12 protein-coding genes and 1 pseudogene are annotated in these 13,956 nt (G+C 62.6%); 5 read left to right on the top strand and 8 right to left on the bottom strand.

The window, feature by feature from the left end; all coding sequences use genetic code 11:
• Together PG883_RS23955 and PG883_RS14270 are read left to right on the top strand one after the other, a co-directional pair.
• On the top strand, nt 1-176 hold a 176-nt coding region (locus tag PG883_RS23955; RefSeq protein WP_223939773.1), incomplete at its 5' end, for a zinc ribbon domain-containing protein.
• A 52-nt stretch (nt 177-228) separates the two neighbouring features.
• Nucleotides 229-756, top strand: a pseudogene (locus tag PG883_RS14270) (GGDEF domain-containing protein); the annotation flags it as partial.
• A 108-nt stretch (nt 757-864) separates the two neighbouring features.
• Here the strand turns inward: PG883_RS14270 and rnk are convergent.
• The 5 genes from rnk to PG883_RS14295 all read right to left on the bottom strand — a co-directional run bounded on the left by rnk (nt 865) and on the right by PG883_RS14295 (nt 5,827).
• A complete protein-coding gene (rnk, locus tag PG883_RS14275; RefSeq protein WP_010675253.1) occupies nt 865-1,260 on the bottom strand; it encodes a nucleoside diphosphate kinase regulator in 396 nt (131 codons plus the stop codon).
• 233 nt (nt 1,261-1,493) lie between these two features.
• Nucleotides 1,494-2,228 carry a substrate-binding periplasmic protein gene (locus tag PG883_RS14280; RefSeq protein WP_174722087.1) on the bottom strand — a complete coding sequence of 245 codons (735 nt, stop codon included), beginning with the start codon at nt 2,226-2,228 and terminating at the stop codon, nt 1,494-1,496.
• An 81-nt stretch (nt 2,229-2,309) separates the two neighbouring features.
• The gene (locus PG883_RS14285) at nt 2,310-2,993 is read right to left on the bottom strand and encodes a hypothetical protein (RefSeq protein ID WP_223915990.1); all 684 of its coding nucleotides are present in this window, start codon (nt 2,991-2,993) and stop codon (nt 2,310-2,312) included.
• A gap of 50 nt (nt 2,994-3,043) precedes the next feature.
• Entirely contained in the window at nt 3,044-4,411 is a 1,368-nt protein-coding gene (locus PG883_RS14290) for an alkaline phosphatase (RefSeq protein WP_174219053.1), read from the bottom strand.
• Nucleotides 4,412-4,435: 24 nt separating this feature from the next.
• Nucleotides 4,436-5,827, bottom strand: a complete 1,392-nt coding sequence (locus PG883_RS14295) for an alkaline phosphatase (protein WP_039040264.1) — start codon at nt 5,825-5,827, stop codon at nt 4,436-4,438.
• A 341-nt stretch (nt 5,828-6,168) separates the two neighbouring features.
• Between PG883_RS14295 and ylqF the strand changes: the two genes are divergently transcribed.
• Nucleotides 6,169-7,119 carry a ribosome biogenesis GTPase YlqF gene (gene ylqF, locus PG883_RS14300; RefSeq protein WP_270807338.1) on the top strand — a complete coding sequence of 317 codons (951 nt, stop codon included), beginning with the start codon at nt 6,169-6,171 and terminating at the stop codon, nt 7,117-7,119.
• A gap of 301 nt (nt 7,120-7,420) precedes the next feature.
• Nucleotides 7,421-8,569 (top strand): MFS transporter, encoded by a 1,149-nt coding sequence (locus PG883_RS14305; RefSeq protein ID WP_270807339.1) that lies wholly within the window; start codon nt 7,421-7,423, stop codon nt 8,567-8,569.
• 89 nt (nt 8,570-8,658) lie between these two features.
• Here PG883_RS14305 and PG883_RS14310 read toward each other — a convergent pair whose 3' ends face one another.
• The 3 genes from PG883_RS14310 to dinG form a co-directional block, all read right to left on the bottom strand.
• Nucleotides 8,659-9,555, bottom strand: a complete 897-nt coding sequence (locus tag PG883_RS14310) for a histone deacetylase family protein (RefSeq protein WP_113070050.1) — start codon at nt 9,553-9,555, stop codon at nt 8,659-8,661.
• 70 nt (nt 9,556-9,625) lie between these two features.
• The gene (locus PG883_RS14315) at nt 9,626-10,285 is read right to left on the bottom strand and encodes a YccT family protein (RefSeq protein WP_270807340.1); all 660 of its coding nucleotides are present in this window, start codon (nt 10,283-10,285) and stop codon (nt 9,626-9,628) included.
• Nucleotides 10,286-10,405: 120 nt separating this feature from the next.
• Entirely contained in the window at nt 10,406-12,478 is a 2,073-nt protein-coding gene (gene dinG, locus PG883_RS14320) for an ATP-dependent DNA helicase DinG (RefSeq protein ID WP_183149737.1), read from the bottom strand.
• 378 nt (nt 12,479-12,856) lie between these two features.
• On the opposite strand from dinG, the gene PG883_RS14325 reads away from it, so the two are divergent.
• On the top strand, nt 12,857-13,930 hold the full coding sequence (locus PG883_RS14325) for a porin (RefSeq protein WP_270671598.1): 1,074 nt from the start codon (nt 12,857-12,859) through the stop codon (nt 13,928-13,930).
• Nucleotides 13,931-13,956: the final 26 nt, after the last annotated feature.

Genomic DNA, 13,956 nt, shown 5'->3' on the forward strand with positions numbered 1-13,956 from the left:
AGACGCAAAGCCAGTTTAAATGCGCTGCGTGTGGTTATGAGGCGAACGCCGATGTGAACGGCGCTCGCAATATTTTAGCGGCGGGACACGCCGTTTTAGCCTGTGGAGGCGCGGTGCAATCAGGCCGCCCGATGAAGCAGGAACCCGGTACTGCGCGAGCAGCTATCACCCAGTAATGGGAATCCCCCTCCTGTGACGCGAAGCGCTAAGGTGGGGGAGGATGTCAAGCTGATGGGCAACTATCTGTCGACCTTCGGGGTGCTGCTGCTCTGTACCCAGTACCGGGCCCTGGCCCTGCGTCGACAGGCCAGCCAGGATCCCCTGACCGGCCTCCTGAACCGGCGCGGCTTTATGGATCATTGCGTGACGATGGCAAGGCAGGGGGCGCTGGTGGTGCTGGATCTCGACGACTTCAAGCAGATCAACGATCGCCACGGTCACGAGACCGGGGACAGGGTGCTGGAGGCGGTGGGTCGCTATCTTGCCGGCCAGCGGGATCTGGTGGCCAGCCGCTTCGGCGGGGAAGAGTTTGTGCTGCTATTGCCCGAGCGGGACCCCCTGGCCCAGCAGGCGCGCTGCGAGCAGATCCGCCAGGGAATAGAAACGCTGGAGCTGAAGGGGGTCCGGGTGACGGCCAGCCTGGGGTGGGTGCCCAGCGCCCGTGAATGGCACTTTGACACCCTGTTCAGCCAGGCAGATCGCGCTCTCTATCAGGCCAAGCGGGAGGGCAAGAACCGGATCTGTCAGGGGGCCTGATCCCCCGTCAGGTCATGCCCGGCCGGTGGCCGTCGGCTCCGACCGGACAAAGACATACCGAGTCAGCCACCTGGTCGCATCAGACCAGAGTGGCCGCCTGGCGGCCTGTCAGCGGTGCAGCTCCCCCGCGCGTTCCGGCTGATAGACCACTTCCAGGATCTCCACCTGGATGGTGCGACCGGCCGGCCCCGGCCAGGCGATGCTGTCACCCACCTTGAGCCCCAGCAGGGCGCTGCCCACTGGCGCCAGCACGGAGATCTTCGATTCGTCCCCCTGCACATCCTTTGGATAGACCAGCGTCAGGCAGAAGTCGTTGCCGCTGTTTTGCATCTTGAAGCGCACCGTGCTGTTCATGGTCACCACGTCCGGCGGCATGTCGGCGGGTTCGCGGATCTCGGCGCGATCCAGCTCCTCTTGCAGGGCAAGGTGCTGGGGGTGGTTGCCAAGCAGCTGTTCGATGCGATCCAGATCCAGGCTGGAGATGACGAGATGAGGCTGTTTCATAGGGTATTTCCTTATCAATGACTGAAGGGACCAGGATGACGGGCAGACTGGTCGACAAAAAACGGTGCAAGTGTAAAAAGCAGACAGCAACAGCGATGCCCCCGAGCGACTCGCGCAGCGGGGCGAGGGCGGGGGCTCAGCGGGGTGTGAGCGTACTGGAAAAAATCATGATTGCTTTCATGGAGATACCATAACCATTCTGGGGTGGTTTGGCAATTGGACTGACTTTCTCATCAGGGAGCCTGGTAATCGTACTGGTGCAGGATGCGCGCGAGACTACCATCCTCCCTCATTTCCTGAATGACCCGGCGCCAGCGCAGCGCCTCGCTGCGGGAGAAGCGGGGACTGGCGGCCAGGTAGAGGGTGCTCTGCTGCAAGGTCTCGCCCCGCACCAGGTCCGGGAGCGGCAGACCCGCCCGCTGCTGGTTGTAACGGGCGGTGTTCCAGGCCACCGCCCATGCCTGGATGCGGTCGCGCGCCAGCTTGCTGGCGTTGCTGACCTCCTCGGTGACCAGCTCCCGGGTCACCCCTGTCAGCGGCTGGAACAGGCTCTGGCTATGGGAGCCACGCATCACGCCAACGGTGAGGCCTGGCAGCGTCTTCATGGAGATCGGCGTTGGATGGTGACGGCGATGGCTGACCAGCACGAAGGCCTCCTCCAGCAGGGGGGCAATCCAGAGAAACAGTGGTTCGCGCTGGGGGTTTCGGGCCGGGGGCAACAACAGGACATCCGGGCGGTGGCTGGCCTGGCTGAGGGCGCGAGCCAGCGGCATCAACTCGATCTCGAGCGGTTCCCCGAGGCGGCGGGCAGCCTCCTCCAGCACCTCGATGGCCATGCCGCTGGGCGCACCCTGCTGGGCGCGGATCACATAGGGGGGAATGTCCGCGGCCACGACGACCACGGCACGGGCCGAAAAGGCGCAGACGATCAGAGGGGAGAGCAGCAGAAGCAGAGTAACAAGGCGCATGGATGTTCGGGTCCGGGATGAGTACAGAGAGTGTAACATCCCGTTACGCCATGTCAGCCAGGCGATTGCCGCCTGGGGGGATCAGTCGAAGAAATCCCGCAGATCCAAGGTCTGGTACCCTGCCAGTTGCTGCCAGGGGAGGGTCTTTGGCAGCGTCTTGAGCGTCACCTCCATCCGGTAGCTGCGATAACCGTCGAGGCTTGCCGACTCCACCACCAGGGGCAACTGCCAGCGGCTCGACCAGAGGATGCGGGTACGCTGGCGACCTTCACGGGTCTCATACCAGTTCGCCTGGTCGGGGGCGGCCTCATCCAGCGGTGTCATTCCCTCTAACAGGGAAGGGTTGATGAGGTGGCGGATCCGCGCCCACTCCGGCTTGAAGGCCACCTGGCCGTACTCCTCCTGCGGCACCTCCACCAGCTGGTTGTGCCAGGCATCGGCGTAGCGCAACTGGAGTGCGTCTCCCTCGCTGCGGGTGACCCAGCGCGCCGCCATCTGGTGAGTGAAGTGTTTGTGGCCGGGGCGGGCATCGTGGGTGGCGTGATAGGCACGGGCCAGGGGAACGGGAATGAGCCGCTGGCTCCACACCTGGTCACCGACCCGCAGCCACTTCTCCTGCCACTGGCTCTCCCGGGTGATGCCGTCGCTGCCGGTCACCCTGTCCACGTAGCGGATGCGGGCGGCCAGATCGGGCACCTCGTCGGCCAGGAGGGGGAAGGAGAGGGCGCTGCCCAGCAGCCATAAAAAAAGCAGATATTTCATCATCGTCTCTCGCTCGACGGAAAAGGTGCCCGGCGCGGTGCCGGGCCCCTTTATCACAGGCCGAGGGCCTCCCTGAGCTTGCCGAACACCCGGGTGTTGTCGAGGGTGCCCTTGAACTGGCTGCTGCCTGCGCCGCCCGCGAACAGCATCACATCGCCGCCGCCGTGAGTCTCGGAGCCGAGCTTGACCCCGGTCTCCTGCAGGTAGTCATCCGCCATCACCTCATCGCTGGTGAGGGTGGGGCGCTGGTCCTGGCGGTTGGGGCCGTTGCCGAATACCAGAGTAGTGAACGGCTTGCCGTCCGCGTCGTTCTGGGTCGAGCCATCGGCGTTCTTGACCAGATCCAGCACCTTGTTGCCCTTGGCGGAATAGCCATTGATGGTCATGGTGTGGTCGTGGTCGGCGGTGACCACGATCAGGGTATCGCTCAAATCCACTTTGCCGAGGGCCGTCTTGACCGCCTCGTCCAGCGCCACCGCATCGGTCAGGGATCGCTTGGCGTTGGTGGCGTGCAGGGCGTGGTCGATACGCCCCCCCTCCACCATCAGGAAGTAGCCCTGGCTGTTCTGGCTGAGCAGATCGATCGCCTTGGCGGTCATCTCGGAGAGGGACGGCTGGGTACTGGCCGCCCCCTTGGCGACGCGGTCCAGTTCGTAGTCGAGGTGGGACTTGGTGCTGAACAGCCCCAGCACCTTGCCCGAGTTGACGGCAGATAGCTCATCCTTGGTGGTGACATAGCGGTAGCCCCGGGCGGTCAGCTCGGCGGTGAGATCCCGGCCGTCGGCCCGGCCGCTCTTGTTGCTGGCGCTGTAGGGCGTCCAGTGGTTGGCGCCGCCCCCCATCAGCACATCGACCCCATCCCCCAGTGCCTGATTGAAGCCGGCGCCGCCTGGTACCGCCTGCTCGGCGATGGCGTAGGCCGCATCCCGGTGGCAGATATGGGAATAGGTCGCCGCCGGGGTGGCATGGGTGAGCTCAGTGGTCGTGACGGCCCCCACCGACTTGCCCGCCGCCTTGGCCAGCTCGAGAATGGTGGGCACCGGGCTCCCGTTGTCGCTGGTGCAGTTGTTGATGCCCTTGTTGCCGTTGGCATCCTTGGACGGTGCCACGGCCCTGGTGTCGCTGCTCATGGCGATCACCTCGTTGTTCATCTTGACGCCGGTGGTGTAGGCCGCCATGGAGGGGGCGGAGTCCGTGGTCTGGGCATCGTGGGAGAAGGTCTTGATGCGCGCGCTCTGGGGCAGTTTCATCATCTCGAGATCCCCCTCTTCCCCCACCTTGAACAGGCGGGTGGCGGTGAGCACGGTGGGGCCCATGCCGTCACCGATAAAGAGGATGACGTTCTTGGCATCGGCGGCGTGCGCCTGGGAGAGGCCGCCAAGCGTGCCGAGCAGGGCGGTGCAGACCAGCGTCTTTTTCATGGTGATGTTCATCCTGATAATCCCTTACAGCTTGGCCGCAGCCTTGATCTTGCCGAACACGGCGGTGTTGTCGAGAGAGCCGTGGAAGCGCTCCGCCCCCTGGCCGATGGCGCCGAGGAAGACATCGGTACCGCCGTGGGTCTCGTTGCCTATCTCGCCCACCTTGACCACCACCTCCTGGTGATAGTCGTCGGCGGAGGTGGTGGCGTCGTCGAGGGCCGCCACGCTGCTGCGCGGGCCATCCACTCGGTTGTAGCCGTTGCCAAAGCCGATGATGGTGTAGGGCATGCCATCGCTATCCTTGCTCGGCTCGCCGGTCTCGTAGTTCTTCACCAGCCCGAGCACGCCCGCATTGCCTGCCGTGGTCTTGCCGGTGCGCTTGGCGTACCCGTTGAGCACAAGCGTGTGGTCATGGTCGGCGGTGACCACGATCAGGGTGTTTTTCAGCTCGGGATCGGTTTTCTTCACTTCATTGATGGCGGCCAGGATGGCGTTGTCGAAGGCGAGGGTATCCTGCAGGGCGCGCTTGGCGTTGGTGTCGTGCAGGGCGTGGTCGATACGCCCCCCTTCCACCATCAGGAAGTAGCCCTTCTCTTTGCCCTTGAGCTGCTTGATGGCAGCCAGGGTCATCTGGGCCAGTGACGGCTCGCTGGCGGGCCGGTCCAGGTCATATTTCATGTGGCTTGAGCCAAACAGGCCCAGCAGCGGCTTGCTCGCATCGGCCTGGTTCAGCTCGTCCAGGGTGGCGGCAAACTGATACCCCTTCGCCTTCATCTCGTCGATGAGGTTGCGGCCATCGGTCCGCTTGCCCTTGTCGGCACTGGGCAGGAAGAAGCTGCTGCCGCCCCCGAGCACCACATCCAGCCCCTCCTTCAGGGCGCTGTTGTAACCGCTGCCCCCCGGCACCATCTGGACGGCGATATCAGCCTCCAGATCCCGGTTGCAGATATGGGCATAGGTGGCGGCCGGGGTGGCGTGGGTGACCCGGGTGGTGGTGACCACGCCGGTGCCACGGCCATCGGCCTTGGCCAGCTCCAGCAGGGTGGTCACCGCTTTGCCGCCGCTCTGGCTGCAATCGCTCTCCTGGGTGGCGTCGCTGTCCATGCTGATGACGCCGTTGTTGCTCTTGACCCCGGTCATGTAGGCCGCCATGGAGGGGGCCGAGTCGGTCACCTGAGCATCGTGGGAGAAGGTCTTGATGAAGGCCGTTTCCGGCAGGGTGTCGATGGTGAGGCTGCCCTCTTCGCCGACGCCATAGATCCGGGAGGCGGTGAGGGTGTTGAGACCCATGCCGTCGCCGAGGAAGAAGATCACGTTCTTGGCGCTGGATTCCGGGGTGTTGCTGTCGTTGTTGGAGTTGCAGCCGGCGGCCAGGGCGGCGCCTATCATCACTGCAAGTCCTGCCATCTTTCTCATTGGGGTTCGCTCCTTGTGAAACCTGAGCGCAGCCTAGAGGGGGCAGATGACACTTTTAGTGAAGAGAGATGACAATACGGTGAAAGCGCCTTGCAAATGTTATCTTATATCAATGGGTTATGTTGATTGTGTTTTGCCACTCACCTACCGCTGGCGTGGTGGGCATCCGGCCACCCGGGTGACAACACCCGGCCAGAATAGCCTGTCAAATCGGGGCCGCAGCAGGTAAAATGCGCCCCCTTGCGATGAGTGCCAGCGGTCTGGCGCATCACCACGCACCCGCAACCCCGAGCGCCCGCAGCCCCGAGAGGGGACCGCATGCCAATGAGAGAGTAACGGATATGTCCATCAACTGGTTCCCCGGCCACATGCACAAGGCCCGCAAAGAGATTGCAGAGGTCATGCCCCAGGTCGATGTCATCATCGAGATGCTCGACGCCCGCATCCCCTTCTCCAGCGAGAACCCCCTGGTGCCGGAGCTGCGCGGGGAGACGCCGGTGATCAAGGTGCTCAACAAGGCAGACCTTGCCGACCCCGAGATCACCGCGCTTTGGGTGGCCCACATGGAGCAGGAGAAGGGGATCAAGGCACTGCCCCTGACCCAGCAGGAGCCGGAGAAGATTAAGCAACTGCTGACCCTGTGCCACGAGATGCTGCCGGAGCGCAACTTCGAGCTGCGCGGGGTGCGCGCCATGATCATGGGCATCCCCAACGTGGGCAAGTCCACCCTGATCAACACCCTGGCGGGGCGGATCATCGCCAAGACCGGCAACGAGGCGGGGGTGACCAAGTCCCAGCAGCGGATCAAGCTCGACAACCACGTCATCCTGACGGACACCCCTGGCTTCCTGTGGCCCAAGCTCAACCCGCCCTCCTGCGGTTATCGACTGGCGATCACGGCGGCCATCAAGGATACCGTCTTCGATTACGCCGACATCGCCATGTTTGCCGCCGACTACTTCATCAAGGCCTATCCGGAGCGCATCAAGGCACGCTACCAGCTGAGCGAGCTGCCGGAGACCGAGATCGAGCTGCTGGATCTCATTGCCCGTCAGCGCGGCTTCATGCGCAAGGGGGGGCTTGCGGATCTGCACAAGGCCTCGGAAATCCTGGTCAATGAATTCCGGTCCGGCATGCTGGGGCGGATCTCCCTGGAGACGCCAGAGATGGTGAGCCTCGAGATAGTGGAAGCCCAGGCCGAGGCTGAGCAGAAAGCCAGGGAGAAGGCGGAGCGGGAAGAGGAGCGCCAGGCCCGGGCTCGTCGCAAGTACGCCAAGAAGCGCCAGCGCTGACCGGCGTTGTGCACGATAGGTTGTGCTTGATAGAAAGAAGAGGCGGCCCTGGGTCGCCTCTTCTGGTCATGGCGCTCTGGCGTGAGGGAGGCACAGGGTCGATATTCAACCGCCCGCTTCTCCTTATCATGACCAAGGTGCCGGCCAATCAAGGGGATGAGGCTCCCGTCAGGGGAGGGCCTTGCCGCGTTGCCATCACGGTGGGCAGAAAAACCTTGCGACCCAGCCTCAGTGCCGATTGACAAAGGCACAGGCGGTGGCATGATGCGCTCGCATTTTGCCTCTCCCCACGGTTCTATCCATGACCACATACTCCCGCCCGGTGCTGCTCCTGCTCTGTGGCCTGCTGTTGCTGACCCTGGCCATCGCGGTATTGAACACCCTGGTGCCGCTCTGGCTCGCCCATGAGCATCTGCCCACCTGGCATGTCGGTATGGTCGGCTCCTCCTATTTCACCGGCAACCTGCTGGGAACCCTGCTGGCGGGCAGACTCATCGCCCGCTGCGGCTTCAATCGCAGTTACTACCTGGCGAGTGCGCTCTTTGCCGCAGGCTGCGTCGGGCTCGGCATTACCGTGGCGTTCTGGAGCTGGCTCGCCTGGCGATTCATCGCCGGAGTCGGCTGCGCCATGATCTGGGTGGTGGTGGATAGCGCGCTGATGTGCAGCGGCAACGCCCGCAATCGGGGTCGCCTGCTGGCTGCCTACATGATGGTCTATTACGTGGGCACTGTGCTTGGGCAACTGCTGGTGAGCAAGGTGCCGACGTCGCTGATGGCGGTGCTGCCCTGGGTGACTGCCCTGGTGTTGGCGGCCATGCTGCCGCTCTTGTTCACCCGCATCGCCAGTCCGTCAGGCAACCACCAGGCCAGGACTCCGGTCTGGCCGATGCTGCGCCTGCGTCAGGCGCGTCTGGGGGTGAACGGCTGCATCCTCTCCGGCATCGTGCTGGGGGTGCTTTATGGTCTGATGCCGCTCTATCTGAACCACCAGGGGGTGAGCGACGGGGCCATCGGCTACTGGATGGCGGTGATGGTAAGCGCCGGCATCCTGGGGCAATGGCCGGTGGGGCGTCTGGCGGATCGTTTCGGGCGCCTGCCGGTGTTGCGGGTACAGGTGCTGGTGGTGATCCTGGGGGCCATGGCGATGCTCGGCAACGCGGCCATGGGACCGACGCTGTTCATTCTGGGGGCCGCGGGCTTCACGCTCTATCCGGTGGCCATGGCCTGGGCCTGCGAAAAGGTGGAGCAGCATCAACTGGTGGCCATGAACCAGGCGTTGCTGCTGAGCTACACCATCGGCAGCCTGCTCGGGCCGACCCTGACGGCGCTCCTGATGCAGCACTACTCGGATCATCTGCTGTTCATGGTGATTGCCGGGGTCTCCCTGGTCTATCTGCTGATGCTGCTGCGCAAGATGGGCGAGCACCCGACGCCGATGGCCCATGCCTGAGGGCAGACGGCGTCATCATCCCTGTGCACGGATATAGAAGAGGCGACCCAAGGGTCGCCTCTTTTTCGTCATGGGCCGGGTGGTGCCGCTCAACCAAACCGGTGCCTTGCTACTTCAAAGAGCGAGAGGTGCAGCGGGATCAACTGCTGCCAGTCTCGCCGGTAACCCCCTCCCGGTACGGCGGTGATGGGCAGCCCGTGGCGAAGTGCAGAGTCAAAGACCATGGCATCGCGCTGGCGCACGCCGGAGTCGCTCAGGGATAGGTAGCCCAGCTCGTCGTCCCGGTGCACATCCACCCCGGCCTGATAGAGGATGAAGTCAGGGGCGTAGAGGCGATGAGCCAGGGCGAGGGCCTGGTCCAGGGTCTCGAGATAGGCGTCGTCCTCCATGCCGCTTGGCAGGGGAAAGTCCAGATGGGAGGCCGGCTTGTGGCGGGGGAAGTTGTGTTCCCCGTGCAGGGAGAGGGTGATGATGTCGCGGCTGTCCGTGCACAGGGCGGCGCTGCCATCTCCCTGATGGACATCGAGATCCACGATCAGTACCCGCTCGCAGAGTCCCTCGTCCAGGCAGGTTCGTGCCGCGATCACCAGATCGTTGAAGAGGCAGAAGCCGCTGCCAAACCCCCGGTGTGCGTGGTGGTAGCCACCGGAGATCTGCAGTCCGCAGCCCTGCGCAAGGGCGTGGCGGCTGGCGGCCAGGGTGGCGCCGACCGAGTGCAGGGTTCGTTCAATCAGCAGGGGAGACCAGGGAAAGCCAAGCCGGCGAATGGCCCCTTCATCGAGGGTGCCGGCGAGGGCGGCCTGTACATAGGCCGCATCGTGCACCTTCTCTATCTGCTCACGGCTGGCAGGGGCGGCCTGTGCCAGCGGATAGTCGAGGGCGACGAGGCGTTCAAACAGCGCCTGGTACTTGGCCAAGGGGAAGCGGTGACGCTCGGGCAGCGTCAGGGCGGAGTAGTGGGGGTGATAGAAGATGCGCAGTGACATGAAGCATCGGCCATGAACGGGTATGAAAAAGGGGAGCCAGGCTCCCCTCGATGCAGGCGTGCGATGCGCCTTACTGCTGCTGGATCACCCAGATCTGGAAGGCTTTGCGGGTCTCCGCATCAGCCTTGTTGTACCAGCTCTGCAGCTGGGTCAGGGCTTCCGGGTTGCTCATGGCCTTGCTCGGGGCCACTTCCACCGGTGCGCTGGCGGCAGCCATCACGGCGGCGGTGGAGACGGAAACGGTCTTGGGCTGGTTGAAGGCCTTGCCCATCTTCAGCAGCTCCTGCTGATAGTCACGGGTCAGCTGGAAGCCACCCACGGTCGGCATGACGAACTGCTCGTTCTCGACGGCCTGGCCGCTGACCTTGTCCTTGAGGACCACTTTCTGCTCTTTCACGAATTGCTTGGCTTCCGCCTCGTTGCGGGGCTTCTTGTAGTCCAGCACCAGGGTCTGGTTGTCACCTGCGGTGAAGTTGATCACCAGGGGCTCGGCGGTGACCAGCTTGATCTCGCTACGGTTGGAGTAGTTGCCCTCGAAGGCCACCACCACCTGGTGCTTGCCGGCGCTGATGGGGAAGGTGCTGGTCTTGTCGAGCAGCTTGGGGTTGATGGACTCGCCATCGATGAGCTGCACCACGTAGGGATTGGTTATTTCCAGTTGGCTATTAGCCAGGGCGCTACCTGCCCACAACAGACCAGCCAGGGCCGGCACCAGAACAGTCAGTTTCATTTCATCTCCTTGAACAGTCAGGCGATTGCCCACTGAAAAATAGGGGCTCATTTTTACAGGTTTGCCCTGGAGCGGCAATAGCCGTTTATGGCGCATTCCTGCCGATGGGGGCGTCGACCCCTACTCGATTCGCCGGGTGAAGGGGGGCAGGGCGTCCAGCAGCCCCTTGCCGTAGCGCTTGGTCAACAGGCGGCGGTCGAGTATGGTCACCCGGCCCCGGTCCGCCTCTTTGCGGATGAGACGGCCGCAGGCCTGGATGAGTTTGCGGGAGGCTTCCGGCACCGTCAGTTGCAGGAAGGGGTTGCCGCCGCGCTGCTCTATCCACTCGGCGGTCGCCTCTTCCACGGGGGAGTTCGGTACCGCGAAGGGCAGCTTGGTGATCACCAGGTTGGTGAGGTAGTGGCCAGGCAGATCCAGCCCTTCCGAGAAGCTGCCGGTGCCAAAGAGGATGCTGGCCTGGCCGCCGTCGCACTTCTGTTTGTGCAAGAGGAGCAGGGCGCTGCGGGACGCTTCCCCCTGTACCAGGAGCGACATCCCCTTGGTCCGCAGCCCCACCGCCACCTCGTTCATCTGGCGATAGGAGGAGAAGAGCACCAGGCTGGCCTCCTTGCCTGCCAGCAGGCGGGGCAGGGTATCGATCAACTCCTGGGTGAAGGCGGGGGCACTGGGTTCATGGGCCATCTTGGGCAGATAGAGTTCGGCCTTGTGGTAGTCGAAGGGGGAGCGCAGCCGCAGATAGCGGGTGCCGTCATGCTCCTTGAGCCCCACCTGGTGGCGAAAATAACTGAAGGAGGAGAGGGCGGTGAGGGTCGCCGACACCAGCACGGCCCCGAGACAGCGGGACCAGAGCCACTCCTCCAGCAGATACCCCACCTCGATGGGGGAGGCGTGCAGCCAAATGTCCCCGTCCTCGCTTCTGGCCATCCAGCGGGCGAGGGGGGTCTTGCCGGTGGGAACATGGCGGCTCAGCATCTCCCAGAGGGCGCAGAAGCTCTCGAGCCGTTGCAAGTGAAAACCGCTCTCCGCCAGCAGAGGCTCGGCCTCCTTGCGACGGATGTCGCCATCCTTGAGCGCCTCGCCGATGGCCCCCTGCATTCTGTCCAGCGCCCGCAACGCCTTCTTGCTCGCCTCCTTGAGGTTTTCCGCCAGCATGGGCAGGGGATCCGGCAGCACCCCATCGGCGAATCTGTGGTGGGGCTCGCCGCCAAAGAGGTGATCATTGCTGGCGAGCCACTGCTCGAGGGCCTTGAGATCCGGCTGGAGAGAGGCCAGGGCATCCTGCAGTTTGAGCTGGGGATCGAGCAGGCTCTCCTTGTTCAGCGTCCTGGCCAGCTTGCCCGCGCTTTGCACCAGCTTTTCCAGCCAGCGGCGGGATCCCTTGATGCTGGCGCTGGCGGCGCCGTGATCCCGGGCGATGGTGGGCAGGTGATGGGCTTCGTCCAGCACATAGATGCACTCGTCCGGCGGCGGCAATATGATGCCGCCACCCATGGTGAGGTCGGAGAGCAGCAGGGCGTGGTTGACCACCAGCACGTCTGCCGCGTCCATGTCGTTGCGGGCCCGATGGAAAGGGCAGTGCTGATGGTGGCTCAGGGCCTTGTTGCAGGTGTGGCGGTCGGCGGTGATGCGATCCCAGCAAGGGTCTGGAATGGGTTTGGGCCAGTTGTCCCGATCCCCGTCCCACTTGCCTTCGGTGTAGGCCTGCCACAGCCCCTGGTAGCACGCTTTGTCAGCATCCGATGGCTTGTGTCTGCTCAATGCGCCGAAGTCGAGTTCGAAATTGGCCATCTCGCTGCCGTTTGCCGCCTGCTCCAGCAGGTGCTCGCAGCAGTAGCGCTGGCGCCCCTTGACCAGCATGAAACGAAACGGCAGCTCGCTGTGACGGTGATAAAAGGGGAGATCCTTGTGGATGAGCTGCTCCTGCAGGGCCACGGTGGCGGTGGAGATGATGAGCTTCTTCTGGGTGAGCCGCGCCACCGGGATGGCGCCCTGGGCATAGGAGAGGGATTTGCCGATACCGGTGCCCGCCTCGGCCACCAGGATACGGCGAGACCTGTCGTACTCCCCGGTGAGGGTCTTGGCTATCTCGGCCACCAGGAAGTTCTGCTCCCTGCGGGGCACAAAGCCGGGCAGGCCGTCGGCTATCTGGCGATAGGTAGCGCGAATACTGGCTTTGAGACGGGTCGATAACATGGCTTGGCGGGTCATGGCTGGGATTGGAGTGACAGGATACCCGCAACCCGGCGCCCGGGTCGAGGCAGGGATGACAGCCCCTTGCATGGCCGCCGCCAAATATGCCAACACAGCGGTTGGGGATGGACGACTCCCCTCAGCCGGCATAAAAAAGCAGCGTTTTTCGCTACAAACGTTGTCCTCGCATCGAGGGAATGGGGTGGGACCTGGATCACATTTTTTCCCCTATGACTATGGAATCACGGGAAAGTTCCAAGTTTTTTCATTGCGGATTGCAAAACCCGGTGCTAGTCTCAGGCCCCATAGTGATGCAAAGAACATCGCTAACACAGGGAATAACAACAACTTAGTGTTTAATTACAGTAGGCATTGGAAACTATGAAAAAGACAATTCTGGCTATTGCTATCCCGGCTCTGTTTGCATCCGCAGCTAACGCTGCCGTCATCTATGACAAAGACGGTACCACCTTCGACATCTACGGTCGTGTACATGCCCAGTACTTCGGCGAGTACGACTCCTACGATGCAGACGCAGATTCTTACTCCAAGAATGATGGTGAGCTGACCACCTATGCCCGTCTGGGCTGGTCCGGTAAAATGGCTCTGAATGACACCTGGTCTGGCGTTGCCAAAACTGAGTGGCAACTGGCCTCCGAAAACTCCTATGACAGCGACAAGCGTGAGCTGGAGGTTCGTCACATCTATGCTGGCTTCGATGGTTCCCAGTATGGCCAGTTCCTGTTTGGTCAGACAGAAACTGCTTTCTACAATGCAACCGTCGCCAAGACCGATATCTTCAACGACTACGGTGACAAGGCCAACGTCTATGATGGTCGTCAAGAAGGTCAGGCTATCTATAACGGTCAGTGGAACGGTTTTGGCCTGAAAGGTGGCTACATCACCAACAACGGCAGCTATGATGCGAACTACGCTGGCTGGTCTGGTGTTGAAGGTAAAATGGACCACGGCTACACCCTGGGCGCAACCTATGACTTCGACTTTGGTCTGGGTCTGGCCGCAGGTTACGAGTCCAAGAGCTTCGAAGATGCCTCCAGCCTCACCATCACTTCCGAAAACGGTACTTTCAGTCGCGCTGATCTGACCGACAAGAATGACTGGGCTGTTGCCGCAAGCTACACCTATCAGGGTTTCTACTTCGCTGCCCTGTATAACGAATCCACCTACAAGTTCGACGGCTTCAACGATGCCAAGGCGCGTGGCTACGAGCTGGCTGCTTCCTACAACGTAGACGCCTGGACCTTCCTGGCTGGCTACAACTTCGCTGAAGCGAAAGTGGAAGGTGTAACTTCTTACGAAGACACCGTAGATTTCACCTCCATGGGTGTTGAATACGCCTTCAACTCCAAGCTGAAAGCTTACACCGAATACAAAATCCAAGGCCTGAGTCAGCAAGATGACGAGTGGACTGTTGGTATGCAATACAACTTCTAATCAAGGCTCCCTCTCATAGGGAATCG

The organism is Aeromonas sp. QDB25, from assembly GCF_027707725.1.
GTDB classification, from domain to species: Bacteria; Pseudomonadota; Gammaproteobacteria; order Enterobacterales; family Aeromonadaceae; genus Aeromonas; species Aeromonas caviae.

Excerpts from the sequence above, each read along its gene's own strand:
- PG883_RS14310 (WP_113070050.1), bottom strand. The coding sequence starts at position 9,555 with ATGTCACTGCGCATCTTCTATCACCCCCACTACTCCGCCCTGACGCTG.
- PG883_RS14290 (WP_174219053.1), bottom strand. The coding sequence starts at position 4,411 with ATGAAAAAGACGCTGGTCTGCACCGCCCTGCTCGGCACGCTTGGCGGC.
- PG883_RS14285 (WP_223915990.1), bottom strand. The coding sequence starts at position 2,993 with ATGATGAAATATCTGCTTTTTTTATGGCTGCTGGGCAGCGCCCTCTCC.
- rnk (WP_010675253.1), bottom strand. The coding sequence starts at position 1,260 with ATGAAACAGCCTCATCTCGTCATCTCCAGCCTGGATCTGGATCGCATC.
- dinG (WP_183149737.1), bottom strand. The coding sequence starts at position 12,478 with ATGTTATCGACCCGTCTCAAAGCCAGTATTCGCGCTACCTATCGCCAG.
- PG883_RS14295 (WP_039040264.1), bottom strand. The coding sequence starts at position 5,827 with ATGAGAAAGATGGCAGGACTTGCAGTGATGATAGGCGCCGCCCTGGCC.
- PG883_RS14325 (WP_270671598.1), top strand. The coding sequence starts at position 12,857 with ATGAAAAAGACAATTCTGGCTATTGCTATCCCGGCTCTGTTTGCATCC.
- PG883_RS14305 (WP_270807339.1), top strand. The coding sequence starts at position 7,421 with ATGACCACATACTCCCGCCCGGTGCTGCTCCTGCTCTGTGGCCTGCTG.
- ylqF (WP_270807338.1), top strand. The coding sequence starts at position 6,169 with ATGTCCATCAACTGGTTCCCCGGCCACATGCACAAGGCCCGCAAAGAG.
- PG883_RS14280 (WP_174722087.1), bottom strand. The coding sequence starts at position 2,228 with ATGCGCCTTGTTACTCTGCTTCTGCTGCTCTCCCCTCTGATCGTCTGC.
- PG883_RS14315 (WP_270807340.1), bottom strand. The coding sequence starts at position 10,285 with ATGAAACTGACTGTTCTGGTGCCGGCCCTGGCTGGTCTGTTGTGGGCA.